Raw genomic sequence first — 23,837 nt, 5'->3', positions numbered from 1 at the left:
CAAGGATCAACCGAAGTAGGCGTAAAGCAACAGCCGAAACACTGTCGCCCATCAACCGAAGACCAAACGTCAAGCATCAGCCGAGGTCGTACACGGACTGAAGTGCCCCCGGCAGGATTCGAACCTGCGACACCGGCTTTAGGAGAGCCGTGCTCTATCCCCTGAGCTACGGGGGCGCACCGGCTGGCAGCTTACCGCCTAGTACCTGCGTCGCGGCAGCAGCGCACCCCACTCGTAGCGGGCGACGGACGTGGCGATGCTGTCGGCTTCGGGGTCGACGTCCTGGGCCAGCCGCACCAGCGCCTGGGCCACCCGTCGCCTGTCCAGTTCATGGCGCTGGGAGGCTCGGGCGAGTTCCCCGGACGCGGCGTCCAGGGAGCATCGCTTCAGGCCGACCAGCACGCCTTGTGCGCACTCCTGCATCTTCGCGTCATCCGTCATTGCATGTTCACCTCGTGAATCAAGCGATAGCCGGACTGACGGCTCCGCAAACACCTCAGCGCAGCTCGGCGATGACCTTCGCGAAGTATTCCGCGTGATAGTCCTGCACGGTGAAGTAGTTGATCCCGTAGTTCTCCCGGCGAGCGCGCAGGGTGTCGGCGATATCGCGCGGTGTGCCGGTCAGCACCGTGGGCAGGGCCAGCAGCTGCTCCTCGGTGGCGTCCGGGGCGTAGCCGCGGGTCAGCGCGAGATCGGGGATGCCCGAGGAATCCGTCGGCACCCCGGTGATCGCGATGTTGAGTTCGAGGTCGTCGAACCGCTCGCCGGCCGCGGCCCGGACGAAGTCGATCCGCTCGGCCAGCGGATCGTGGCCCGGGTACTCGGGCACTCCGCCGCCGGTGAGGCCGATGATGTCGGCGTGCTGGGCCGCGATCCGCAGCACCCGATCTCCGTTGCCTGCGATCAGGATTGGGATCGACGGCGCGGTCTCCTTCAGATACGTGGTGGTATGCCGCAGATGATCGACCCGCTCGCCGGCGCTCGGGTACGGCATCTCGGCGGCCTCGAATTCCTCCCGCACGTACCCGGTGCCCAGGCCGAGATCCAGCCGGCCTTCGCTCAGCACGTCGACCGCGATGGCGTCGCGCGCCAGGATCGCCGGCTTGTAGAACGCCGCGTTGATCACGAAGGTGCCCACGCGCATCGTCTTGGAATACTCCGCGGCGGCCACCATCGTCGGGAACGGTGCGGGGATCCCGAAGCGGCCCAGATGGTCCGGGACGTGCAGGACGTCGAAGCCCAAGTCCTCGAATCGACGCACCGTGTCGCGCAACTTCTGCGCCGATTTGACCGAACGCACGCCGATGCCGAATCGAAAATCTCTCACCATGTCGGCATGCTAAGACCGCGTCGGGCGGGGCCGACAGCGTCGGTCTCGGTACGTGGCACGGTTTGACGACGCCACAGCACGGCAATTCCGTGGATTGTGAATGCGCCCAGCGTCGGCGTCGAGGAGGAATTCCTGCTCGTCGATCCCAGCACCGGCGAGCCGGTCGCTCGCAACGCCGAGGTCGCCAAGCACGCGGCCGCCCGCGGAGTCGACCTGCAGCTGGAACTCACCACCTGCCAGGTCGAGACGGCGACGGAGGTGGCGCTGACGAGTTCGCAACTGCGCCAACAGATCACCCGGCTGCGGAGGGTCGCCGCGGACGCCGCGCAGGAGGCGGGCGCGCGACTGCTGGCGGTCGGCCTACCGCCCACGGTGCCGCACAGTTTCCCGATCACCGACACCGAGCGCTACCGGGATATCGGCGCGCAATTCGGCATGATTGCCCACGAGCAGGGCATCTGCGGATGTCATGTCCACGTCGAAGTGCCCGACCGTGACGCGGCCATCGCCGTCAGCAACCGGCTACGGCCCCAGCTGCCGCTGCTGCTCGCACTGACCGCCAACTCGGCGATCTATCGCAACGCCGACAGCGGGCATGCCAGCTGGCGAAGTGTCCTGTGGGGTCGTTGGCCCAGTGCCGGACCGCCGCCGCATTTCGACTCGGCCGAGCATTACGACTCGATCGTGGCCATGCTGCTCGACGCCGGGGCCATGCTCGACGACGGGATGGTCTATTGGGATGTCCGCCCGTCCAAGAAGTTCCCCACTGTCGAGGTCAGGGTCTCCGACGTCCCCGCCACCGCCGCCGAGACCGTCCTGCTGGCCACGCTGACGCGCGCCGCGGTGATGACGGCGCTGGCCGACGAGCGCGCCGGGGCTCCCGCGCCCCGCGTCGATGACCACATCGTGCGCGCCGCCTACTGGAAGGCCGCGCACGATGGGTTGGACGGGCAGGCCATCGACGTCACCGACAGTTGGACGGCTGAGCCCACGTCGGCGGTATTGGCGAAGTGGCTGCAGCTCTTACAGCCGGCACTACAAGAACTCGGTGACGACGAATGGGTGCACGACGAGCTGACCCGGCTGCTGAAGGACGGCAATGGTGCGATGCGGCAGCGGGCGGCCTGGCGGGAGCGCAACGAGATCGCCGACGTTCTGGCCGTCGCCGCGCAGGCCACGCTTACGTGACGAACCCTTTGGTGCGCATCAGGAAGTCGGCCAGGAAGCCGTCGTGCGGCAGGCCGGGTGCGGTGACATAGGTGGGCACCGGCCCGCGGTAGACGTTCGCGATCGTCGGCTGGGCGAGCAGGTCGTCTATCAGGCTGTCGTCGTCGGTGAGCGCGCTGACCACCAGCGAATCGCGAAGCGGACCAATCCCGTTCGTGCGTCGCCAGGGCGCGACCCACACGCACGGGAAGGCCAGTTCGGTGTTGAGCTTCTCGGTGTCCACGTCGTGCAGCAGGTGTACGGCCGGTCGGAGCGCGGCGCGTCCGTCGCCCAGGTCGGCGACGATCTGGTCGGCGCCCAGCAGCGCCGTCGTACCGGCGGCGCGCGCGGCGACGAAAGCGGCCACGGCCCTGGCGGATTCGATGGATTGCGTTGGCAGGTCCCCGATGGTGCTCAGCCGCTCTGCGATCGCCGCGGCCAGGGACGCCGCGTCACCTTCGATCAGCACGGCGGTGGTGTTGACGCAGGCCATCCCGCCCAGCCGGGCAATCGAATCGACGATCACGTCGAGGTGATCGCGCCAGTCTTGCTCGGCGGTGATCACGATCTTGGTGCGCCCGGGACCGTTCACGAAGACCGTTGCATCACCGCCGTATTTGGCCACCACATCGCTGCGGCCGTAGACCAGGGCCAGATCGGCCGACGCGATGATCTCGTCCGCCCCGGCATGATCGGTGGGTAGATAGACGACGTCGTCGTCGCGAAAACCAGCCTCCCGTAGGGCCGACACCAGTCGATGCGCGGTGAACGGTTCGCGCCGCGACGGCCGGACCGCCACGCGATAGCCCATGACCAGCGCCTGCGGCCACAGCCCGTGCACGCCCGGCGCGTTGCCGGAGGCGTGCACCCCGAACACGTCACCACGGCGCGACCAGATTGCAGTGGCGCCCTGCGCCGTCCGCCAGTCGGTAATCGCGCCGATCGGACGGGCCGGCTGGATCGCGTCGAACGCGTCGACGACGGCGTCGCCGACCTCCCGGGCCTGGACTCGGGTGACGGCGATCGGCAGGCCCGAAACCCGGCTCGCCAGTTGCACATACGACTCGAAATCAAGGCCGGCCGCCTCAGATGTCGTGAAGATCTCGCCGGCCTTCTGCAGCGCGGCCTGGCGCTGCTCGGCGGGCAACGGCGTGGCCTTGCGCTGGCCGGCCATGGTTCGCGCGATGTAGAGCGGCGGGGCAATGCTCAACTCGGCGACCGGGGCGCCCGCCACATCGGTGACGACTTCCCTTTTGCGGGAACGATATTCGCCGTTCAGGCCCAGGCCCGGGAGGTCGATCACGGTCAGTACACGCCTTCGATCACCGGCTCACCGTCGAGGACGGCCACCGGAGCGACCTCGGCGACCGAGTCGCCGACCTGGCCGTCGGGGCCGGGCAGGCGGATCGCGCTGTCACGTTCGAGATTGTTCGGAATGAACATGCCCTTGCTGATGTGGTTCATCACCACCTGGCCGCGTTCGCCATACCCGACCTGCTCGCCGGTGTCGGGGTCGACCACCCAGAAGAAGACGTACGGACTGCGCGGGTCGAAGACGAATGTGTCGCCGTCGGTGCGGGTTTGGGCCTGCGACAGGATCATCGTGCTGCCGAACACCATCGCGATCGTCGCAGCCGGGAAGACGTCACGCAGGACGTCGAGGGTGTCGGGGTCCACGTGGGCGCCGCTGAGCAGAATGAACCGCACCTTCTCGCCGACCAGCTGCGCGAGCGTGTCATTGCGGGCGATGGCGTCCAGCAGCGGGGGAGTGGTGTGCAGGTTGGCGATGTCCTGGGTGCGTAGAACGAATTCCGCTTGTTGCAGAAGGTGGTTCAGGTACGCCGACATCTCGCCGGCCGCCCCGCGTGCGACGAGTTTCTTCACCCATCGGGGATCGAGATCGATGAGATGGCAGATCGAACCCAAGCGGCCCGACACCACCCGGGAGAAGTGGCCCACCCCGTGCGGACCGCTGGGCATCATGCACAGGAAGCCGCGTCCGCCGACGAATCCGGCGCGACGGAAGTCGTCGGTCTGCCAGTCGGCGACCTGGGCCACCCAGTCCGGCAGCTGGGCTGTCCGCTTGGGTGCGCCGGTGGTGCCACCGGACTCGAAGATCATCGGGATCGGCGGTGGCGATCCGTAGCCGCGCGGGATCAGGTCCTCGGCCGCGGTGTCACGCAGTTGGTTGACGACGTTCGGGAACCGGCGGAGGTCGGCGAAGGTGTGGATATCGGTCAGCGGATCGAAGTCGAGGTCCCTGGCCGTGCGCAGCCAGTACGGCGAACCGGTGTCGGCCCCGAAGTGCCAGGCCATCGCCGCGCGCAGGAACGTCTGCGGATCCGGTGGCGTCTGGCGCGGGAGATCCAGCAGGGAGAAGTCGACATCGGCCACAAAGTGAGATCCTGTAGCAGCTTTCCCAGATGCGATACCAGGCGAGGCTGTCGTTAACCGAGAAGTCTGCTGGAGTTTGCATCCGGTATTCATGCTGATGTGATGACGCGACCGCGACGGGCGGCGACCATGCTTGCCGCATTCGTGCTGGGCATCGCCGGCTGCAGCCCGGTCACCGGTGTGGCTGTCACGGCAAGCCCGCTGGATGTCGGGCCGTATCCGACGACACCAGTTGCGGTGACATTTGGGACGGCTATCGGGGCCGTCATCGAAAGTCAGAGCATGGCGGCGAGCGTGGTGCTGCCCACCGATGTCGACACCTCCCTTCGCCGATTGGAAAGCGCCAACACCGGTCCGGTTTCAGACGCGCAGGGATTGCGGGCTGACATCCGGGGGCGGCGGGCCGGGATCGCCGAGGCCAACGGTTTCGTCGCCGGTTTCTCCTCGGCGCGCAGCACCGAGGGTGAGCCGACGCCCACCACCTCGGTGGTCAACCTGGTGATGCGCTTCCCGAATGCCGACGCGGCGTCGGCGGCCGCCAGGGAGATGGTCGTCGCCGAACCGGCGCGACCCGTCGCGATCGCACACCATCGCGAGACTCTTGCACTGGTCGTCACGATGCCCCGCGGGGTCATCGTGGAGAGCTTCACGCCCCGCGGGCCTTTCGTCCTCTATCAGTGGGTGCAGACCCGCAATACGCTGGCGGCGGCCACCGGCCTCGTCTCGGCGATCCTGGATCTCCAGGGTCCGCGGGTCGACGCGCTCATCCCGACCGACCCCGCGCTGCTGGTCGACGCGAGCCGCCTGATGGCGCGCACTTTGCCGCCGGCCGTCGGCGTGTACTCGGCACCGGGGGCGCTGCACTTCGAGGCGGATCCGGTACGTGCCGCGGACAGGTTCGCCGCGGCCGGGGTGACCGCCGTGGCGTTGGGCCGCACGACGGTGTACCGGGCCGAAAGTGCTGGCGGGGCAGCGCTGTTGATCGACAGGATCAGCTCCGATGAGCTATCCGATGGGGCGATCGTCACCGACGCGGTGGGCGGTGTGCCGGACGTGACCTGCGTAGACCGCGGCGGGAATCCGCTCTCACGATACGGATGCCACGGCGTCACCGGGAGCTACGCGTTCACCACGACGTCGGCGCACGCCCAGGATGCCCGGCAGCAGGCCGCGGCCCAGTACCTGCTTCTCGGCGGGCTCTAACCCCAGGAGCGGGCGGCTGCGGCCAGCCCCTGCACCAGCGCGGACGTCGCCGGCGAAAGCCCGTCGTCGCTGGGCGGCTGGCTGCGTGGGCTGATACCGCGCACCCGGGTCGGCAGCTCCAGTTGCGCACCGCCACCGCGGACCCGGTTGACCGGGTTGTCGGGGTGCAGGCCGCGCAGCTCGGTGGGGATGGCGCCGATGTCGGTGACGATCCGGTAGCCGGGCAGATCGATCGTGTCGGCCAGGTGGCGAGCCAGCGCCCGGTTGCCGCCGCCGGCCAGCAGTTCGGTGCTGCGCCCGATGCGGCCGTAACCGTGCACCGACACCGCCACGTCGACGTGGTCCAAAAACTCGGCGAGCCGCTCGGATTCGTCGGCGAGATACCGGGCCGAGGGCAGATGGTGCGGATAGTGCTCGGGGTGGCGCAGTAGATACAGCGACGCTCCCGCGGCGTCGGCGGCACGTTCGGCGATGACGTCGGTCATCTGCTCGAGGCCGCCGCCGTGAATGGCGAGAAATCCGAAGCGGGACCGCAGCCGGCTCACCTCCACGATCGCCGGGTCGGCGAGGAGTTCGGAAAGGGATTGCGGCCCAGAGGAGTTCGATGCGAGTGGACGCGGCCAATGGGCCGGGTCCCACCGTCGTAGGAAGTCCACCCAGCGCTGCGGCAGGCCGTGGTGCAGCGCGCCGTCGATGATGCGCTCTAGATAGCCGGGCCGCGGCGGGCCGGGTTCGGTGCGGTGGTCGATGTAGACCCAGGCCGGGGCCGGCCCGTCGGCGGTCTGCACGGTCAGCCGGTCCCGGCGATACCGCACCGGAACCCCTTCGGCGCTGTCCAGCACCGCGAGGTCGTGATCGCTCAACGACCACAGCACGCCGTGAACGGTGCTACCGGTGAAGGGTTCGACGGTGGCCACCCCGCGCTCGTTGATCAGCCAGTCATGGTCGGCCAAGGTCGCCGGCCGGGGGTCGGCGGCCTCGGGACAACGCCGGGCCATCTGCTGCACACAGAGATTGGACCCGTAGGCGAAGTACGGGTGCCGCATGCTCAGTGCGCGAGCGTCAGGTAGATCAGGACCACGTTCAGCAGCGTAATGATCGTGGCCACTGCCCACCCAAGGGCGGTCGTCAGCCGGGCGTTGGTATCGGCACCCATCAGCGTGCGATTGCTGGTCAACCGCACCAGCGGAATCAGCGCGAATGGGATGCCGAACGACAACACCACCTGGGAGATGACGAGCGCGCGGCTGGGATCGACACCGATGGCCAGCACCGCCAGGGCGGGGATCAGCGTAACCAGCCTGCGCACCAGCATCGGAAAGGTCTTGTGAAGCAGCCCTTGCATGATCATCGCCCCGGCGTAGGCGCCGACCGACGTCGACGCCAGCCCGGAGGCCAACAGGCCGATCGCGAAGAGCAGCGCGACTGTGGGTCCGAGGGCGTCGCGGACCGCCGCGTGTGCACCCTCGATCGAGTCGGTGTCGTTGCGGCCCTGCAGATTTGTCGCCGCGATCAGCAGCATGGACATGTTGACCGCGCCGGCCACCAGCATGGCGATGCCGACGTCCCACCGGGTGATCCGCAGCAGCCGGGTGCGTGCGGCGCCGGCCTCGGGGTGCCCATGCCGGTCGCGGGCGAGTCCGGAATGCAGATAGACCGCGTGTGGCATCACCGTTGCGCCGAGCATCGCGGTGGCCAGCAGGACGCTTTCTGGGCCGTCGAATCGGGGGATCAGGCCGGCTACCACGTCTGCGGCCGGTGGTGTCTTGACGAACAGGCTGGACAGAAAGCCGATCGCGATGATCAGGAGCAGTCCGGTGATCACCCGCTCGAAGACCCGTTGGCCGCGCCGGTCCTGCACGACCAGCAGCAGCAGCGAGACGACGCCGGTGATGACACCGCCGACGAGCAGCGGCAGGTCGAACAGCAGGCGGAGCGCGATCGCGCCACCCACCACCTCGGCGAGGTCGGTCGCGATCGCGACCAGCTCGGCCTGGATCCAGTACCCGATGCGGCTGGGGGTGCGGGTGTGATCGCGGACGGCTTCGGGCAGGGTGCGGCCGGTGACCAGGCCCAGTTTGGCCGACAGGTATTGCACCAGCCCGGCCATCACGTTGGCCATGACGATCACCCACACCAGCAGGAAGCCGAACTGTGCGCCCGCGCTGATGTTGGCAGCGACGTTGCCCGGATCGACGTAGGCGATGGCCGCGACGAACGCCGGGCCGAGCAGATACCAGCCCGCCCTGGGGGCGCGCGTCACCTGTGCCAATCGACGAGCTTTCTATCCGGATACGCCAACAAGAAAGTTAGGGTACCCGAAACCTTAAGGGGCTCGTCAGAGGCCGATGAAGATTCCGCCGAGCCCGATCCCGATACCGCCGAAGCCCCAGCCGGCCAGCGGATTCTGCAGCGCCGGGTTGGGTGAGGTGGTGATCTGGGCGTGCCCGGGGGTCTGGCACATCGTGGTGCTGGGTCCGGTGTCGACGCATTCTGCGGGACGTGCGGTCGCCGGGGCGGCCAGTACGACGGCCGCAACCGCAATCAGTAGGGGAGCGCCAAGAGCAATCTTGGTCATCATGGTGGCCTCCTTGTGGCCGCGATCTCGAACTCAGCGGCCCCCGCCGCCATGGGCGCCGCCCCCGCCGCCTGCGGGACCGGGACCGCCGAAAATCAGTGCGGGACCGTAGAACTCGTCGCCCCAGGGATAGGCGAAATCCTCGGGGACTTCTGGGGTTGCGTTGAGCTGCACGTTGCCGGGGGTGGCGCATTGGGTGGTCTGGCCACCGAGGACCGAACTTCCCCCGGTATCGACACAGCTGGGAACTGACGGGGCGATCAACGTCGTATCGGCGACTGCGATCGGCGCGAACGCGCCTGCGGCAGCACCGGCGGCGATGACCATCGGAAACACATAGCGGAGCCTGAGCCGCATCGGCATTCCCTTCCTGGCAGTTCCCCTATCCAGCAGCGTACAGCCCTTTGCCAGTCGCGAACGGTAAGTCGATCGTCGTGCGGATCCCTGCGGGTGCGGCCACCACCGACGGGATCGCGTTGACGAGCCGCATCGCGGTGGCCACCAGGCCGGCATGGTTGTGGTCGCCGTTCGGCGAGCTCAGGCACAGATCCATGGCGTACGACGGTTCACCGGTGATCTCGATGCGGTAGTTGCCCCCCGGCTGGGCGGGCTGCGGCCACTCCGGGTACAGATCCTCGCGCAGTCGGGTGACGTGCTCGACGACGATGACTGGTGCACCGCCCACCAGGCCGATCACCTCGAACCGCAGCCCCGCGGCGGTGCCCTTGGCGATGGTGCCCGCGGCGATTTCGATGTCCTCCGGAGCGGGCTCGCGCACATACATGTCTTCGATGCCGTCGAGTTCGAGCCCGAGTCCGGCCGCGATCTGGCGGATCACCGAGCCCCACGCCAGGCTCAGCACACCGGGTTGCAGCAGCATCGGGATCTCGTCCATCGGCTTGCCGAAGCCCATCACGTCGAACATGACGGTGGCGCTGTCGTAGGTGGCGTAGTCGAGGATCTCCATGCACCGGATCTGCTGGATGTTCTGGCAGGTGCTGGCCAGCGCCATCGGTAGTAGGTCGTTGGCGAAGCCGGGATCGATGCCGTTGACGAACAGGCTCGAATTGCCTTGCTGGGCAGCATCTTCCAACGGCTGGATCATCTCGTCGGGAATCACCTGCCACGGCCACTGCAGGAACACCGGGCCGCTGCCGACGACGTTGACGCCGGCGGCCAGGATGCGCCGGTAGTCTTCCAGCGCTTCGGGCAGCCGGTTGTCGGCCAACGCGTTGTAGACGACGCAATCCGGCTTGGCCGCGAGAATCGCGTCGAGATCGGTGGTGGCCGCGACACCGGTGGCGTCGGGAAGTCCGGCCAGTTCGGCAGCGTCCTTGCCCGCCTTGGAATCCGAAGACACCCAGACGTCGGTGAGTTCGAATTCAGGATTGGTGATCAGCGCCCTCAGCGCGTGGATTCCGACGTTGCCGGTGCCGACTTGTGCGACGCGGATGGCCATGGCGCTCCTTACAGGTCCGGGATCGGGAGATCGAGGTTCGGCACGATGAGGCCGCCGTCGACCTCGATCATCTTGCCGGTGAGATAACTGGCCGCGGGCGACGCGAGATAGACGGCGGCCGCGGCGATATCGAGCGGATCGCCGAGCCGCTTCATCGGCGTCGCCTTCTCCATAGGGTCGCGCAGTGCATCGTTGGAGGCCACGATCTCCAGTGCTGAGGTGAGGATCGAACCCGGCGCGATCGCGTTGACCCGAATCTTGGGGGACAGGTCGAGCGAGGTCAGCCGGGTGTAGTGCGCCAGCGCGGCTTTGGCGGTGCTGTAGGCGGCGAAGCCACGCCCGGCCAGCTTGCCCATCGTCGAGGTGATGTTGATGATGTTGCCGCCGCCGGAGTGCTCCAGCATCAACGGCACCGCGGCCAGGGTTAGGGCGTGCGCGGTGAGGACGTTGAAGGTGAACGCATCCTTCATGTCCTTGACGCTAGTGTTCAGCAGGGCGTTGGGCATGGTGCCGCCGACATTGTTGACGACGATGTCCAGCTTGCCGAAGGCCTCGACGGCGGTGCCGGCGAGCGCGGCCGTCGTCTCGGGGTGCGCGAGGTCGCCGACGACGACGTGTGCGCGCCGTCCGACCGCCTCGATCTGCTTGGCGACCGACTCCAGTTCGGACTGGGTCCGCGAGCCGATGACGACGTCGGCGCCGACTTCGGCGAACGCGACGGCGATCGCCGCACCCAGGCCACGGCCGGCGCCGGTGACCACTGCAACTTGACCATCAAGTCTGAACTTGTCGAGTATCACGTGTCCCTCTTCCGTTGTCCGCGAACACCGTAACAAGATCGTGAGCGTTGACGACGCGGAATTCGGAACGAAATTGAAACACGTTCTATTTTGTTCACGCCTTCTTGGCGGCGGCCTTCTTCGCGGCGGTCTTCTTGGCGGGAGCCTTCTTCGCTGCCTTCTTGGCCGGGGCTTTTTTGGCGGGCGCCTTGTCTTCTGCCTGGCCCCGGCGGCGCTGGACGCTGGCCTCCAGCTTGGCCAGCAGGTCGGAGACGTCCTCGGTCTCGTCCAGCTCGGCCGGCTGCTCCTCGGCGGTGAAGGCCTCGCCGCCTTCGAGCTTGGCCTGGACGAGTTCGAGCAGCTGCTCCTGATAGGTGTCGCGGAACTGCTCGGGATGGAAGTCGTCGGCCATCGACTCGACGACCTGGCCGGCCATCTTCAGCTCGGCGGGCTTGATCTCCACCTCCTTGTCGAGGACGGGGAAATCGGGGTCGCGGATCTCGTCGGGCCATAGCAGGGTGTGGACGATCATCACGTCACGCTTGGAGAAGTCCTTGACTCTCAGTGCGGCCAGGCGCGTTTTGTTGCGCAACGCGAAGTGGACGATCGCCACCCGATCGGTGTCGGCGAGCGTCTTGGCCAGCAGCACATAGGACTTCGACGACTTACCGTCGGGCTCCAGGTAGTAGCTGCGGTCGTACATCAGCGGGTCGATCTCGCTGGCGGGAACGAACTGGACCACCTCGATCTCGTGGCTGCGTTCCTCGGGCAGGGTCGCGATGTCGTCGTCGGTGATGATGACGGTCTGACCGTCGTCGGACTCGTACGCCTTGGCGATATCGCGGTATTCGACCACCTCACCGCATACTTCGCAGACGCGCTTGTAGCGGATGCGGCCGTTGTCCTTGGCGTGCACCTGGTGGAACTTGAGATCGTGGTCCTCGGTGGCGCTGTACACCTTGACAGGCACGTTCACCAGACCGAATGCGATCGAGCCTTTCCAGATGGAACGCATCTACCCAGTATGCAGGCCTGACCGGGTTTGCCGGGTCAGATGGCGGGCTGGACGCCCGGATTGAGCCCGGTGGGGAGGTCGGGATTCGCGCCGGGGGCCATTCCGTCGCTCGTTTCTTGATACGGCGCCGGGCGGCAGCCGCTGTTCATCGGGTCCTGCCCGGCTGAGCAGTAGGGGACGTGATCCTCCGGATCGGCGGCGGCCTGCGGAACGCCGATCAACGCGGGCAGCGCCAAAAGGGCGGCTACCAGCATTCTGGTCACTGGTCCACGGTAGCAGCGGGTAATACCGTTGGGGTGGTGAATGACGTGTGGCCGCCGGGCGCGACGAGGGGACCGCGCGTCGCGCTGACCAACGCCGACAAGGTTCTCTATCCGGCCACCGGCACCACCAAGGCCGACGTATTCGAGTACTACACCGCCATCGCCGAGGTGATGCTGCCGCACATCGCCGGCAGGCCGGTCACCCGCAAACGCTGGCCCAACGGCGTCGACGAGCCGTCCTTCTTCGAAAAACAGCTCGCCAGTTCGGCGCCGGACTGGCTCGACCGCGCGACCGTCGTACACCGGTCGGGCAGCACCACCTATCCGATCATCGAGAGCTCGACCGGTCTGGCCTGGATCGCTCAGCAGGCCGCGCTGGAAGTCCATGTGCCGCAATGGCGATTCGCCGGCGATGGAAAACCCGGTCCGGCAACGCGTTTGGTGTTCGACCTCGATCCGGGCGAGGGCGTGACGATGCCGCAGCTCTGCGAGGTGGCCAATGCCGTCCGCGAACTCATGGACGATATCGGCCTGACGGTCTACCCGCTCACCAGCGGAAGCAAGGGACTGCATCTGTATGCGCCGCTGGCTGATCCGGTCAGCAGCAAGGGGGCGGTGACGCTGGCCCGCCGGGTGGCTCAGCAGCTGGAGCAGAGCATGCCCACGCTGGTGACCGCCACGATGACCAAGAGCTTGCGCGCCGGCAAGGTCTTTCTGGACTGGAGTCAGAACAACGGGTCGAAGACGACGATTGCGCCCTATTCGCTGCGCGGCCGGGAACACCCGACGGTCGCGGCGCCGCGGACGTGGGAGGAGATCGGCGATCCTGACTTGCGGCACTTGGAGTACCACGAGGTGCTGGCTCGGGTGGCTGAGCAGGGGGATCTGCTGGCCGGCATGGACGCCGACGTTCCGCGTGAGGATCGCCTGACGACGTACCGCAGCATGCGGGATTCGGCGAAGACGCCCGAGCCGGTACCCAACGCCTCGCCCGCCGTCGGAAACAACAACACGTTCGTCATCCAGGAACACCACGCGCGGCGGCTGCACTACGACTTCCGGCTGGAACGCGACGGCGTGCTGGTGTCGTGGGCGGTGCCGAAGAACCTGCCGGACACGCCGGCGGTCAACCATCTTGCCGTGCATACCGAGGATCACCCTCTGGAGTACGCGACGTTCGAGGGATCTATTCCGAAGGGCGAGTACGGCGGCGGCAAGGTGATCATCTGGGACTCCGGGACGTACGAGGCGGAGAAGTTCCGGGACTCCGGCGCTGAAAAGGGTGGCGAGGTGATCGTCGATCTGCACGGCCGGCGGATCTCGGGGCGGTACGCGCTGATTCAGACCAAGGGCGATCAGTGGCTGGCGCACCGGATGAAGGAGCAGCCCACTCCGCGATTGCCGGACTACGCGCCGATGCTGGCGACGTTGGGGTCGGTGGAGAAGCTGACCGGCGCGCAGTACGGTTTCGAGGGCAAGTTCGACGGCTACCGGCTGCTGGTCGAGATCGCTGACGGCGAGCTGCGACTGCAATCCCGCAGCGGGCGGGATCTCACTGCTGACTACCCCCAATTACATTCGCTGGCAGCAGATCTCGCCGAGCATGACGTCATCCTCGATGGCGAGGTGGTGGCGCTGGATGCCGACGGGGTGCCGAATTTCGGCGAGATGCAGAATCGGGTGCGGGCGACCAGGATCGAGTTCTGGGCGTTCGACATCCTGCGGTTGGACGGACGGTCGCTATTGAAGGCGAAGTATCGCGACCGGCGCAAGGTGCTGGAAACCTTCGCCGAGGGAACGGATTTGATCGTGCCCCCGTTGATCGACGGCGACGGTGCGGACGCGATCGAGTTCTCCCGCAAGAAGAAGTGGGAAGGCGTCGTCGCGAAGAAGTGGGACTCGACGTATCAGCCCGGCCGGCGCTCGGCGTCGTGGATCAAGGACAAGAACTGGAACACCCAGGAAGCAGTGATCGGCGGCTGGCGTGAGGGTAACGGCGGACGCTCGAGTGGAATCGGTGCGCTGCTGCTCGGCATCCCCGACGAGGGCGGTCTGCGGTTCATCGGCCGGGTGGGCACCGGATTCTCCGAGAAGGAGCTGACCCGTTTGAAGAAGATCCTCGAACCACTGCACACCGACGAATCGCCTTTTGACACACCACTTCCCAGGCTGGACGCCAAGGGCGTCACGTATGTGCGTCCCGAGTTGGTGGGGGAGGTGCGTTTTGGGGAGTGGACGTCTGATGGACGGCTGCGTCATCCGAGCTGGCGTGGCCTACGACCGGACAAGGAGCCGACCGAGGTCGAGGTGGAGCTCCCGGGCTAGCGCTCTTCGCGAGCCGTCGCAAACGATGTGAACGCGTCGGCAGTCGCGCTATCGGCGGGAAAGAGCATTTCGATGGCCAGTTCGGAAATCGTCACTTCGAACGGCATGTCGAAGGTGCCGAACATGCCGAAAAACGACCACTCGCCCCCACCTGGCGCATGGACTCTGACCGGACCCAGACTTTGGGCGAAATCGGATTCGCTTGCCGCACTGCCACCTTCGTGGGGTATGCGCGTCTCGAACTCCGCCAAGAGCTCCGCGAGCTGCTCGTCGGCAGTGGTGGCGAGCTGGCGCGCAATGCGGTCCCGAAAATAAGCCATCACCTCGTTGGCGTTGATGATCTGCGGAATCAATTCCATCGCCACGCGCAGCACGTTGACGGGCGGGCTCAGCAGGGCTGGATCGATGAACGCAACTAGCGGTTGTATGGCCGCATTTGCGGCGACGAGGTTCCAGTAACGGTCGAAGACGACCGCCGGATACGGCTCGTGACTCTTCAGTATCCGCTCCAACGCTTCGCGGACCGGAGCGAGTTCGGGTGCGCCGAAAGGGCGCTCGGGAAACGCTGGTGCATGTCCGGCGGCGAGTAATAGGCGATTGCGTTCGCGGAACGGGACTTCGAGCCGCTCGCCAAGACGCAGCAACATGTCGCGCCCCGGCTTTGAGCGGCCGGTCTCCACGAAACTCAGGTGACGCGCCGACACGCCCGCATCCAGCGCAAGCTCAAGCTGCGTCAGCCGACGCCGTTGCCGCCATTCCCGCAGCAGCGGCCCGACCTGAGGGGCGGAGGGGGTTGTTGCCATTCGCACCGACTGTATCTGTAGCGGGTGCGCTACTCCATTACCTCCAGGTAATCGACACCATGACCGCCCGCCGGAACGATCACTGCCAAGACCGTGAGGAGGACGACATGACTACATTGATTCGACGGCTGGTCTGCGGCGCAAGTGGCGCTGCGATCGTCATCGCACTATTCCTGCCGTGGGCGCAGCTTCAGGACGACGATCGCACCGCATGGGGGCTGTGGAAGCTCACTTTTCCGCTGTGCGTTGCCCTGGCCGTGTGTGCGTTGACCACCGCTTTCACCGGCGGCCGGATCGGCCTGAATAGACCGGATGTTTCGATTGTCGGCGCGACTGATGGTCTTGGAGTGATCACCACGATGACGTTGGCCTGGCTGTTGTTTTACGATTTCCCCGCTCAAGCCAGCTCCCAACCGGCCCTCATCCTGGCGTTGATATCGGCAGCGGCAGCAGCACTTGCCGCCGCTGACTACGGCCCACTGCGGGGAGCGCCACTATTTCCACGATTGGGCGATGAGCGCGGCGGTGATGATCGTTCCAGGATTCTCAGCGAATCCCGTTGACAACAGCCGTATTCCGAATAAGACCCTCGACCAGCGCGGCGTAAGCGTCGTGTAGTTGGGTCTACTGCCCATCAGAGTTCGGGCGAAGGGTATCTCGCCACGGTGTAGGCAGCGGCGGAGCTCCCGGCCTAGGCGGCCGGGTCGCCGGCGTCGTCGGTTGGCGGGTCGCTGTCGTTGCCCAGCAAGCGTTCTGGGTGGTGGTAGTCGTTGACACCACCCTTCAGCATGGGCAGTCCTGGTGGTGGGATCCATTCGGTGTCGCCGTTGGGCAGTTTACGGGTGTCCCAGCCGCCGGTTTCGACGAGTTGGTTATCCGGTGGGCAGGCCAGTGCCAGGTCGTTGATATCGGTGTTGCCGCCGTTCTTCCAGTCTTGGGCGGCGTGATGGACCACGCTGTGATAGCCCGGCGCGTCACATCCCGGACGGGTGCAGCCAAGGTCCTTGGAGTGCAGGATGATTCGTTGATCGGCTGAGGCGATGCGTTTGGTACGGCCCAGCCACAATGCTCGACCGTTCGCCCCGTCGAAGAGAGCGAGGTAGTGGTAGGCATGGCTGGCCATGCGGATCAAGTCAGGGATCGGCAGCAGCGTGCCTCCGGCGGTGACTGCGTGCCCGGCCTTGGCCTGCAGATCCTGGATGGTGGCGGTGGCGATGACCGTGACGGGTAAGCCGTTGTGTTGGCCGAGTTTCGGATCACCGAGTTGTCCGCGAACCAAGGCTTTGAGTGCGTCGTGCTGGCGCTGACCATAGCTGCGCGAATCGCGTTCGGCCGCCTCGTCCGATGGCGTGATCGTCGGGTTCTCCGGGTCGCACACGCCCGAGGCGGCGAACTTGGCGAACCACGCATCCAACTCCGAGCGCAGCTCAGGGTCGGCGATCAGCCGGCCCACACTCATCCCGTCGACCTGTTGGCCGCCGCACCATACGAAGCCCCGCTTGCGGGCGCGGTCCTCGTCGGAGAACTTTCCGTCGGGATTCAGATGCAACGCCAGCCGATGTGCGACCTTCTCCAACTGATCCGGCCGCAACACCGCCGCCTTCTGCGCCAACGATTTCTCGGCCTTCTCCACCTCGGTGGGCGGCACGTGATCGGGCAACTCGCGGAAGAACTTCTGGATCACCCGCAGATGCTCGCCATCTAACTCACCGGCACGCCACGCAGCCGCGGTCTCGGGCAGTACTGGCGGCAACACCTCTCCAGTCAAGGTCGTACGCGGCGCCAACTGCGCAGCATTACGAATCCGTCGCCGCGCCTCAGTCGGACTGACCCGCAGCACATCAGCCAACGCAATCCCCAACGGCGGGCAACCCTCGAAACGCTCCAACCGAGCCACCCCCACGTGCGCAATCGCGGTCAGACGGCGTTGTTGGGTTTCGATCATTTCCAAGACCGCGAAGCGTTCCGGCGGGGACAACACATCGAAGTCGAGGGCAGCCAGAGTGTCGACCGCAGCAGTGAGTCCTTCACGGATCGCATCGATCGGACTCATGAATCGAACACTAGTGCGAACCACCGACAAAAACAGCGACCCCGGCTAAGGCTGGGGATGAACGCGAGACTGGGGATAACGCCGCGTCAGATCGCGATAGCCGAGCCCGCCACCGCTTCTTGCAAACCCCGCGTCGCCAGCTGATCGGCCAACTCGTTGTCGGCGACACCGGAATGGCCCTTCACCCAGAACCACTCGACTTGGTGTCGCGCACAAGCGATCTGGAGCCGCTGCCACAGGTCGACGTTCTTCACCGGCTGCTTGGCGGCGGTCAGCCAGCCGTTGCGCTCCCAGCCGGACACCCACTTGGTGATGCCGTTGCGCACGTAGGTGCTGTCGGTATACAGGTGCACCGTCACCGAGCGGGTGAGGGCCTCCAGCGCCATGATCGGCGCCGTCAGCTCCATCCGGTTGTTGCTCGTCTCGCCGGGCTCGCCGCCGCACATCTCGCGAACGTGTTCGCGCATCCGCAGCACCGCCCCCCAGCCGCCGGGACCGGGATTGGGCCGGCAGCCGCCGTCGGTATGGATGACAACGACATCGGTCATGCGCCGACAATATGCGGCGAAATCATCGCCGTCCGAACCGACATGCCCAGATCGCGATGCTTCAGTGTGGTGATCCGGCGTCCGCGCTGCACAGCGTCTTTCACCGGAAGCGTGCGGTCGCCGAAAAACGCCGCCGTCGCGTCGATATTGGTCACGACATACGTGATGCCCCACAACGACGACGGTCCGTCGGTGGCCGTATCCGGCGATCCGACGACCTCGAGGATCACCGACCCCAGCCGGAAGAAGATCTGCCGCATCGGTTGCCCGCCCAGTTCGGCGTCGCGTTCCCGCCGGGGTTCTAGCCCGACCGCCGCCAGCGACGCGACGGTCCGCGCAAGGTTCGGGGACAGGAGTACGACGTGGTCGATCGACGTCACGCCGTTAGGGTGCGTGGCGGGTTCGGCAGGCACGGTTTCGGACACAGCGGTGGGGATTCCGTCGAGCGGACCGTCCGACGGCACCCCGCGCAGCGTCCAGCCGAGAATCCCGGTTCCGTTCCCGACCAGCCGGACCCGGACATCGCCGATCCGGCAGAGCCCATCCGGATCTACGGTGAATCCAGCCGACCGCCACACGTCGGGAGCGTCGCCGATCTCGAACGAGTCGACCGTGATCGACACGTCTACCCCTGCAGAATCGGGCGCAAGGTATCGAGCACCGCCGGATCCTCGATGGTCGACGGCACCGGTTCGTCCTTGCCGTGCGCGATCCCGCGCATCGTCTTGCGCAGGATCTTCCCCGAGCGAGTCTTCGGCAGCGCAGGCACCACATCGACCAGCCGGAAGCACGCCACTGCGCCGATCTCTTCGCGCACGGCGGCCACCAGTTCCTCGGCCAGCCCATCGGCCGACGCCCCGGCCTTGAGCACCACCAAGCCGCGCGGCACCTGACCCTTGATCTCGTCGGCCACCCCGATCACCGCGCACTCGGCCACCGCCGGATGGCCGGCGAGCACCGCTTCGATCGATCCCGTCGACAACCGGTGTCCCGCAACGTTGATCACGTCATCGATCCGGCCCATCACGAACAGATAGCCGTCCTCGTCGAGGTAACCGCCATCGCCGGTCAGATAGAAGCCGGGATGCTCGCGCAGATACGACGCTTCGTACCGGGCGTCGTCGCCCCACAGCGTCGGCAATGTTCCCGGCGGCAGTGGCAGGCTGATACAGATGTCGCCCTCCTGGCCTGGCGCACAAGGCGATCCGTCGGCCTGCAGCACCTGCACGTCGTAACCCGGCATCGGAACGGTCGGGGAGCCGGCCTTCAGCGGAAGATGTTGCACGCCCATCGGATTGGCCGCGATCGCCCAGCCGGTCTCGGTCTGCCACCAGTGGTCGACAACGGGCACGTCGAGTTTCGCCGACGCCCAGGCGTAGGTGTCGGGATCCAGCCGCTCACCGGCCTGGAACAGATACTTCAACGAAGACAGGTCGTAGCGGTCGACGTGTGAGGCGTCCGGATCCTCCTTGCGGATCGCCCGGATCGCCGTCGGCGCGGTGAACAACGCCTTCACCCCGTGCTCGGCGACCACCCGCCAGAACGCGCCGGGATCCGGTGTGCCGATGGGCTTTCCCTCGTACAGCACTGTCGTGGCACCGGCCATCAACGGCCCGTACACGATGTAGGAGTGGCCGACCACCCATCCGACATCGGAGGCCGCCCAGAACACGTCGCCGGGATCGATGTCGTAGATGTGCCGCATGGTCCACAGCAGGGCGACCGCATGGCCGCCGTTGTCGCGAACGATGCCCTTGGGCTTGCCCGTCGTCCCGGACGTGTAGAGCACGTAGAGCGGATCGGTGGCGGCCACCGGCACCGGGTCGACGGGCGCGGCCGACGCCATCGCCGACGCCCAGTCCACGTCGCGGCCCTCGACCAGATCGCATCGATGCCGGTCGCGCTGGACGATCACGCAGGCGGCGGGCTTGTGGGTGGCCAACGCCAACGCGTGGTCGAGCATCGGCTTGTACTCGACCACCCGCGTCGGTTCGATACCGCAGGATGCCGAGACGACGACGGCCGGCTGTGCGTCGTCGATACGGGTCGCCAGTTCGTGGGCGGCGAAGCCGCCGAACACCACCGAGTGCACCGCACCCAGGCGGGCGCAGGCTAGCATCGCGATGACCGCCTCGGGGATCATCGGCATGTACAGCACCACGCGGTCGCCCTTGCCGACTCCCAGCTCGCGCAGCACGCCGGCGAATCGTGCTGTCTCGTCGAGCAATTCGCGATAGGTGTAAACCCGCTTGGTCCCGGTCAGCGGGGAGTCGTAGATCAGCGCGGCCTGGTCGCCCCGGTCGGCGATATGCCGGTCCAGTGCGTTGGCGCAGCTGTTCAGCTCGGCGTCGGGGAACCACCGGTAGAACGGCGGGTTCGTGTCGTCGAGGATGTGCTGCGGCGCCCGCGTCCACGACACCGCGTCTGCGGCCTGCGCCCAGAACTGCGTGGGGTCGGCGACACTGGCGTCGAAGAGTTCGCGATACTCGACCATCCCGGCTTCCTCCCGTCATTGGGTGGTAGCACGGTAGCGCGCCGACGTGGCGCGGACCTCCCCTACGCAAGGTTTGTCGGCGAACGCACCGGCATCTGCGCCGAACGGCAGGTCCCGGTCAGGCCATTGCGGCCAGGTTCTCCACCGACTTCTGGACCTCACCTTCAAGCACCTTGGCGACGAGGCGGCCGACCGGCCCGTTCAGCAGTCCGCCGGAGATGTCGGCGAGCAGCTGAAAGCAGGTGCCCGGATGCTCATCGACGACATTCATCGTGATGCCGATTCCGATGCCGCCGCGCCCCCAGCCGCGCAGCTCGATCTTGCGCGGCGCGTCGTAGTTCGTGACGTTCCAGTGGATGGTGTTGCGGAAGCCCTTCACCTTGATCTGCGACGACACCTGGGTGCCCTCGCGGATCACCAGGGGCACGGGACTCTTCCAGTCGCCGAAGATCGTCATCCATTCGTCGAAGCGGTGCAGATTGGAGGCCAATTCCCACGCTCGCTGCGGGGACACGTCAGAGGGGACAGCCACGTCAACGGTTGCCATGGCGCCGGGAGTACCCCGCATGACGCCGAGTTAATCTGCACGTCATGGCCGCTGTGGAATTCGAAGAACTCGAAGATGGAATCGCCGGGATCACGCTGAACCGGCCGGATCTGCTCAACGCGATCGACGGCACGTTGATGGACGGACTCGACGACGTGCTCGACGAGCTCAGTTCGTGGAAGTACCGGGTCGCCGTCCTCACCGGGGCCGGCCGCGGCTTCTGTGCCGGCGCCGATCTCAGCGGCGTCGGGAAGCCGTGGGTGGAGCAGGCGAGTGCACAATTCAAGACGATGTATGACGGGCAGGTCAGGCTGGCCGACCAGCTGACCCGCCTCTACGAACTGCCCATCCCGGTGGTCGCCGCGGTCAACGGCGTGGCCGTCGGTGGCGGACTCGCCTACGCCTTGCACTGTGATATCCGGATCGCCTCGGAGACAGCGCGTTTCGGGTCGGTGTTCATCAAGGCGGGCTTCTCGTCGCTGGACATGGGGACGAGTTATCTGCTGCCCAAGATCGTCGGGGCAGGCGTCGCGCGGGAGATGATGCTCACCGGCCGGATCATCGACGCCGCGGAGTCCTACCGGATCGGGCTGGTGCACGAGGTGGTGCCCGCCGACAAGCTCGCCGATGCCGCCCTGGAGATGGCGCGAACCATAGCCGCCAACAACGCTTTCGGCGTGTGGCAGACCAAGACCGGGCTCAACGCCGCCCTGGACGCGCCGAGTCTGCGGCACGCCAAGGAGATCGAGAACCGGACGCAGATCCTGACCGGGTTCACCAACAACCCGCGGGAGGCCGCGATGGCGCACCGTGAGAAGCGCGCGCCGAAGTGGGATCCGCTGTGACGGTTAGACTTTCGCCATCACGTTCTCGGCGAACCATTCGAGGTTGCGGATCTTGGAGTCGAGAGGCTCGGTGTCGGGTCCCTTGATGTAGGGGATCCGGAAGCCGACGATGACGTCGGTGACGCCCTTGTCTTCCAGGCGCTTGACCCCGTCGACGGTGAACGCGTCGGCCGAGATCACGTGGATCTGAAAGTCGTCGCCGGTGCTGCCCTCTTCTTCCCGGTAGCGGTTGAGCTTGACCAGCAGCTCGTCGAGGTCTTCGGTGCCGCCGCCGTGCATCCAGCCGTCGTTGCGCGCAGCCCTGCGCAGCGCGGCGTCGGCGTGCCCACCGATCAGGATCGGCAGGGGTTCGGTGGGCGCCGGCGTCATCTTCGTTTTTGGGATATCGAAGAACTCGCCGTGGTATTCGAAGTAGTCACCGCTGGTCAGGCCGCGGATGATGTCGATGCACTCGTCCATCCGTTTGCCGCGCTTGGCGAACGGCACGCCCAGCAGCTCGTAATCCTCGGGCCAGGGGCTGGTACCCACGCCGAGCCCGACCCGGTTTCCGATCAGCGCCGCCAGTGAACCGGCCTGCTTGGCCACCAGGGCGGGCGGGCGGATCGGGAGCTTGAGAACGAAGAAGTTGAAGTGCAGATTCGTGGTCACCGCGCCGAGCGCCGCGGTGATGACGAACGTCTCGATGAACGCCTTGCCGTCCAGGAACTCCCGGTTGCCGTCCGGGGTGTAGGGGTAGGTGGAGTCCGATTCGAACGGGTACGCGACGCTGTCGGGAATCGTCATGGCGTGGTAACCGGCCGCCTCGGCGGCCTGCGCGAGCGGGATGTAGAACGACGGATCGGTCATGGCCTCGGCATAGGTGAATCGCATATCGCGATGGTAGAACGCGTTCTACTTTCTGGCTATAAAACCAGGTAATCGGCACGAATGATCGTCGTAAGGCAGTTCTGGCTCGTGCCGGCAGCGACTAACGGTTACGCTTCGCGCTAGGCCGGGGCCGCCATTGATCAGTCAGGACCAACGATCACTGTGTCCATGGGCACGCCCCCGCAACACTCCACCTGCACCACCGCCGATCCCGATGCGGCCGCGGAGTTCTTCCGCAGTGCCTGGGGTGCGCAGGGGCGCATCGACGGGCTTCACCCCGACCACCCGATCCGGATGTCCCGAATGGCCATCGGACATGCCTGCGTCACCACGGCGACCTTGCCGAGCGCGCTGGAGTTCGAGACCGAGAGCTGGCCCTGTTACCTCGTGACTCAGCTGAAGTCGGGCAGTCTGCAGATCGGTGCCACGGCTCGCCCGCAGCGATGCACGAGCGGTGACGCGGTGCTCGCGGTGCGGCCCGGACGGCCGTGCTGGGCGCAGACCGTCGACGCGGAGGTGTCGCTGGCGACGCTTGCTCCGGAGGCGCTCCTGCGGATCACGGGCGACTCCGACGCCGACGGCGGCCCAGCGGTCCGCTTCATGTCGGGCCGCCCGCGCTCGGCGGCTGCGGCCGGACAGTGGGCGACAGCCGTCGACTACGTCACCGCGACACTGCAGGGCACTCTGGACACCTCGGACGTCGCGTTGGTCGTCGGCGGCGCCATCTCACTGTTGGCCTCGACCATGTTGCACGTCTTCCCCAACACCTATGCCGACGCCGAACGCAGCACCCAACCCGACGTCTCCGCGCCGCTGCTGCGCCAGGCGATCGACTACATCCACGACAACTGCGCGCGCGATATCGCGATGGCCGATGTCGCCACCGCCATCGACGTCACGCCCAGGGCCGTGCAGTACATGTTCCGCAGGCACCTCGACACCACTCCGATCGCGTACCTGCGCCACGTCCGGCTGGAGCGAGCCCATCGAGATCTGTTGGCCGCCGACCCATCCCGTGACACCGTGGCGGCGATCGCCACCCGCTGGGGGTTCGCCCACACCGGGCGGTTCAGCCAGGCTTACCGCGCCGAGTTCGGCGAGGCTCCCAGCGTCACCCTGTACAGCTGA

The 23,837-nt window shown here is 66.5% G+C and carries 25 protein-coding genes and 1 tRNA gene; 6 read left to right on the top strand and 20 right to left on the bottom strand.

Annotated elements, in window-relative coordinates; translation table 11 throughout:
• Positions 1-103 precede the first annotated feature (103 nt).
• From EV580_RS10575 to EV580_RS10565, 3 genes are all read right to left on the bottom strand, one after another.
• Positions 104-176 (bottom strand) — tRNA-Arg (locus EV580_RS10575).
• 22 nt (positions 177-198) lie between these two features.
• Complete coding sequence (locus tag EV580_RS10570) at positions 199-441, bottom strand: ANTAR domain-containing protein (protein ID WP_133690952.1); 243 nt, start codon at positions 439-441, stop codon at positions 199-201.
• Between the two features lie 55 nt (positions 442-496).
• Positions 497-1,330, bottom strand: coding sequence for an LLM class F420-dependent oxidoreductase (locus EV580_RS10565; protein ID WP_133690951.1), 834 nt, complete (start codon positions 1,328-1,330; stop codon positions 497-499).
• A 93-nt stretch (positions 1,331-1,423) separates the two neighbouring features.
• Between EV580_RS10565 and EV580_RS10560 the strand changes: the two genes are divergently transcribed.
• Positions 1,424-2,518: a glutamate--cysteine ligase gene (locus EV580_RS10560; RefSeq protein WP_133690950.1), complete on the top strand. Its 1,095-nt coding sequence runs from the start codon at positions 1,424-1,426 to the stop codon at positions 2,516-2,518.
• Here the strand turns inward: EV580_RS10560 and EV580_RS10555 are convergent.
• Together EV580_RS10555 and EV580_RS10550 are read right to left on the bottom strand one after the other, a co-directional pair.
• Positions 2,511-3,839, bottom strand: a complete 1,329-nt coding sequence (locus EV580_RS10555) for an aldehyde dehydrogenase family protein (protein ID WP_133690949.1) — start codon at positions 3,837-3,839, stop codon at positions 2,511-2,513. The genes EV580_RS10560 and EV580_RS10555 overlap by 8 nt on opposite strands.
• Positions 3,840-3,841: 2 nt before the next feature.
• Positions 3,842-4,930, bottom strand: a complete 1,089-nt coding sequence (locus EV580_RS10550) for an acyl-CoA synthetase family protein (RefSeq protein ID WP_133690948.1) — start codon at positions 4,928-4,930, stop codon at positions 3,842-3,844.
• 102 nt (positions 4,931-5,032) lie between these two features.
• On the opposite strand from EV580_RS10550, the gene EV580_RS10545 reads away from it, so the two are divergent.
• Positions 5,033-6,133, top strand: coding sequence for a DUF7373 family lipoprotein (locus tag EV580_RS10545; RefSeq protein WP_133690947.1), 1,101 nt, complete (start codon positions 5,033-5,035; stop codon positions 6,131-6,133).
• Here the strand turns inward: EV580_RS10545 and EV580_RS10540 are convergent.
• From EV580_RS10540 to EV580_RS10505, 8 genes are all read right to left on the bottom strand, one after another.
• A complete protein-coding gene (locus tag EV580_RS10540; protein WP_133690946.1) occupies positions 6,130-7,179 on the bottom strand; it encodes a poly-gamma-glutamate hydrolase family protein in 1,050 nt (349 codons plus the stop codon). The genes EV580_RS10545 and EV580_RS10540 overlap by 4 nt on opposite strands.
• 2 nt (positions 7,180-7,181) lie before the next feature.
• Positions 7,182-8,405 carry an Nramp family divalent metal transporter gene (locus EV580_RS10535; RefSeq protein WP_133690945.1) on the bottom strand — a complete coding sequence of 408 codons (1,224 nt, stop codon included), beginning with the start codon at positions 8,403-8,405 and terminating at the stop codon, positions 7,182-7,184.
• 66 nt (positions 8,406-8,471) lie between these two features.
• Positions 8,472-8,714 (bottom strand): hypothetical protein, encoded by a 243-nt coding sequence (locus tag EV580_RS10530; RefSeq protein WP_255496761.1) that lies wholly within the window; start codon positions 8,712-8,714, stop codon positions 8,472-8,474.
• Between the two features lie 30 nt (positions 8,715-8,744).
• Positions 8,745-9,068, bottom strand: coding sequence for a hypothetical protein (locus EV580_RS10525; RefSeq protein ID WP_133690944.1), 324 nt, complete (start codon positions 9,066-9,068; stop codon positions 8,745-8,747).
• Positions 9,069-9,093: 25 nt separating this feature from the next.
• A complete protein-coding gene (locus EV580_RS10520) occupies positions 9,094-10,170 on the bottom strand; it encodes an NAD(P)H-dependent amine dehydrogenase family protein (protein ID WP_133690943.1) in 1,077 nt (358 codons plus the stop codon).
• Positions 10,171-10,178: 8 nt separating this feature from the next.
• A complete protein-coding gene (locus tag EV580_RS10515) occupies positions 10,179-10,970 on the bottom strand; it encodes an SDR family oxidoreductase (protein ID WP_133690942.1) in 792 nt (263 codons plus the stop codon).
• Positions 10,971-11,064: 94 nt separating this feature from the next.
• A complete protein-coding gene (gene ku / locus EV580_RS10510) occupies positions 11,065-11,964 on the bottom strand; it encodes a non-homologous end joining protein Ku (RefSeq protein ID WP_133690941.1) in 900 nt (299 codons plus the stop codon).
• A 35-nt stretch (positions 11,965-11,999) separates the two neighbouring features.
• Positions 12,000-12,218 carry a hypothetical protein gene (locus EV580_RS10505; protein ID WP_133691140.1) on the bottom strand — a complete coding sequence of 73 codons (219 nt, stop codon included), beginning with the start codon at positions 12,216-12,218 and terminating at the stop codon, positions 12,000-12,002.
• A gap of 45 nt (positions 12,219-12,263) precedes the next feature.
• Here EV580_RS10505 and EV580_RS10500 point away from each other — a divergent pair, with 45 nt between their 5' ends.
• Positions 12,264-14,552 (top strand): ATP-dependent DNA ligase, encoded by a 2,289-nt coding sequence (locus EV580_RS10500; protein ID WP_286171517.1) that lies wholly within the window; start codon positions 12,264-12,266, stop codon positions 14,550-14,552.
• Here EV580_RS10500 and EV580_RS10495 read toward each other — a convergent pair.
• On the bottom strand, positions 14,549-15,355 hold the full coding sequence (locus EV580_RS10495) for a helix-turn-helix domain-containing protein (protein ID WP_133690940.1): 807 nt from the start codon (positions 15,353-15,355) through the stop codon (positions 14,549-14,551). The two genes, EV580_RS10500 and EV580_RS10495, sit on opposite strands and share 4 nt — an antisense overlap.
• A 59-nt stretch (positions 15,356-15,414) precedes the next feature.
• On the opposite strand from EV580_RS10495, the gene EV580_RS10490 reads away from it, so the two are divergent.
• Positions 15,415-15,918 carry a hypothetical protein gene (locus tag EV580_RS10490; protein WP_133690939.1) on the top strand — a complete coding sequence of 168 codons (504 nt, stop codon included), beginning with the start codon at positions 15,415-15,417 and terminating at the stop codon, positions 15,916-15,918.
• Between the two features lie 128 nt (positions 15,919-16,046).
• On the opposite strand, the gene EV580_RS10485 is transcribed toward EV580_RS10490, so the two are convergent.
• The 5 genes from EV580_RS10485 to EV580_RS10465 all read right to left on the bottom strand — a co-directional run bounded on the left by EV580_RS10485 (position 16,047) and on the right by EV580_RS10465 (position 20,997).
• The gene (locus tag EV580_RS10485; protein ID WP_133690938.1) at positions 16,047-17,408 is read right to left on the bottom strand and encodes an HNH endonuclease signature motif containing protein; all 1,362 of its coding nucleotides are present in this window, start codon (positions 17,406-17,408) and stop codon (positions 16,047-16,049) included.
• Between the two features lie 86 nt (positions 17,409-17,494).
• Positions 17,495-17,956 (bottom strand): ribonuclease HI, encoded by a 462-nt coding sequence (gene rnhA / locus EV580_RS10480; protein WP_133690937.1) that lies wholly within the window; start codon positions 17,954-17,956, stop codon positions 17,495-17,497.
• On the bottom strand, positions 17,953-18,579 hold the full coding sequence (locus EV580_RS10475; RefSeq protein ID WP_133690936.1) for a VOC family protein: 627 nt from the start codon (positions 18,577-18,579) through the stop codon (positions 17,953-17,955). The genes rnhA and EV580_RS10475 overlap by 4 nt, the downstream gene beginning before the upstream one ends.
• Before the next feature lie 2 nt (positions 18,580-18,581).
• Positions 18,582-20,450 (bottom strand): propionyl-CoA synthetase, encoded by a 1,869-nt coding sequence (locus tag EV580_RS10470; RefSeq protein ID WP_133690935.1) that lies wholly within the window; start codon positions 20,448-20,450, stop codon positions 18,582-18,584.
• A 118-nt stretch (positions 20,451-20,568) separates the two neighbouring features.
• The gene (locus tag EV580_RS10465; RefSeq protein ID WP_133690934.1) at positions 20,569-20,997 is read right to left on the bottom strand and encodes a type II toxin-antitoxin system Rv0910 family toxin; all 429 of its coding nucleotides are present in this window, start codon (positions 20,995-20,997) and stop codon (positions 20,569-20,571) included.
• A gap of 53 nt (positions 20,998-21,050) precedes the next feature.
• On the opposite strand from EV580_RS10465, the gene EV580_RS10460 reads away from it, so the two are divergent.
• Entirely contained in the window at positions 21,051-21,842 is a 792-nt protein-coding gene (locus tag EV580_RS10460) for an enoyl-CoA hydratase/isomerase family protein (protein ID WP_183518005.1), read from the top strand.
• Between the two features lie 3 nt (positions 21,843-21,845).
• Here the strand turns inward: EV580_RS10460 and EV580_RS10455 are convergent, their stop codons facing one another.
• Positions 21,846-22,712, bottom strand: coding sequence for a TIGR03619 family F420-dependent LLM class oxidoreductase (locus EV580_RS10455; RefSeq protein WP_133690932.1), 867 nt, complete (start codon positions 22,710-22,712; stop codon positions 21,846-21,848).
• 165 nt (positions 22,713-22,877) lie between these two features.
• On the opposite strand from EV580_RS10455, the gene EV580_RS33685 reads away from it, so the two are divergent.
• Positions 22,878-23,837, top strand: a complete 960-nt coding sequence (locus tag EV580_RS33685) for a helix-turn-helix domain-containing protein (RefSeq protein WP_255525251.1) — start codon at positions 22,878-22,880, stop codon at positions 23,835-23,837.

This window comes from Mycobacterium sp. BK086, from assembly GCA_004362315.1.
Taxonomy (GTDB): domain Bacteria; phylum Actinomycetota; class Actinomycetes; order Mycobacteriales; family Mycobacteriaceae; genus Mycobacterium.
Note: the sequence above shows the minus strand (reverse complement) of the source record. Positions and strands in the feature narration are given on the sequence as shown.

Coding starts and splice junctions, on each gene's coding strand:
- EV580_RS10570 (WP_133690952.1), bottom strand. CDS start 441: ATGACGGATGACGCGAAGATGCAGGAGTGCGCACAAGGCGTGCTGGTC.
- EV580_RS10565 (WP_133690951.1), bottom strand. CDS start 1,330: ATGGTGAGAGATTTTCGATTCGGCATCGGCGTGCGTTCGGTCAAATCG.
- EV580_RS10545 (WP_133690947.1), top strand. CDS start 5,033: ATGACGCGACCGCGACGGGCGGCGACCATGCTTGCCGCATTCGTGCTG.
- EV580_RS10540 (WP_133690946.1), bottom strand. CDS start 7,179: ATGCGGCACCCGTACTTCGCCTACGGGTCCAATCTCTGTGTGCAGCAG.
- EV580_RS10530 (WP_255496761.1), bottom strand. CDS start 8,714: ATGATGACCAAGATTGCTCTTGGCGCTCCCCTACTGATTGCGGTTGCG.
- EV580_RS10525 (WP_133690944.1), bottom strand. CDS start 9,068: ATGCGGCTCAGGCTCCGCTATGTGTTTCCGATGGTCATCGCCGCCGGT.
- EV580_RS10520 (WP_133690943.1), bottom strand. CDS start 10,170: ATGGCCATCCGCGTCGCACAAGTCGGCACCGGCAACGTCGGAATCCAC.
- ku (WP_133690941.1), bottom strand. CDS start 11,964: ATGCGTTCCATCTGGAAAGGCTCGATCGCATTCGGTCTGGTGAACGTG.
- EV580_RS10505 (WP_133691140.1), bottom strand. CDS start 12,218: ATGCTGGTAGCCGCCCTTTTGGCGCTGCCCGCGTTGATCGGCGTTCCG.
- EV580_RS10495 (WP_133690940.1), bottom strand. CDS start 15,355: ATGGCAACAACCCCCTCCGCCCCTCAGGTCGGGCCGCTGCTGCGGGAA.
- EV580_RS10490 (WP_133690939.1), top strand. CDS start 15,415: ATGACCGCCCGCCGGAACGATCACTGCCAAGACCGTGAGGAGGACGAC.
- EV580_RS10485 (WP_133690938.1), bottom strand. CDS start 17,408: ATGAGTCCGATCGATGCGATCCGTGAAGGACTCACTGCTGCGGTCGAC.
- rnhA (WP_133690937.1), bottom strand. CDS start 17,956: ATGACCGATGTCGTTGTCATCCATACCGACGGCGGCTGCCGGCCCAAT.
- EV580_RS10470 (WP_133690935.1), bottom strand. CDS start 20,450: ATGGTCGAGTATCGCGAACTCTTCGACGCCAGTGTCGCCGACCCCACG.
- EV580_RS10465 (WP_133690934.1), bottom strand. CDS start 20,997: ATGGCAACCGTTGACGTGGCTGTCCCCTCTGACGTGTCCCCGCAGCGA.
- EV580_RS10455 (WP_133690932.1), bottom strand. CDS start 22,712: ATGCGATTCACCTATGCCGAGGCCATGACCGATCCGTCGTTCTACATC.
- EV580_RS33685 (WP_255525251.1), top strand. CDS start 22,878: ATGGGCACGCCCCCGCAACACTCCACCTGCACCACCGCCGATCCCGAT.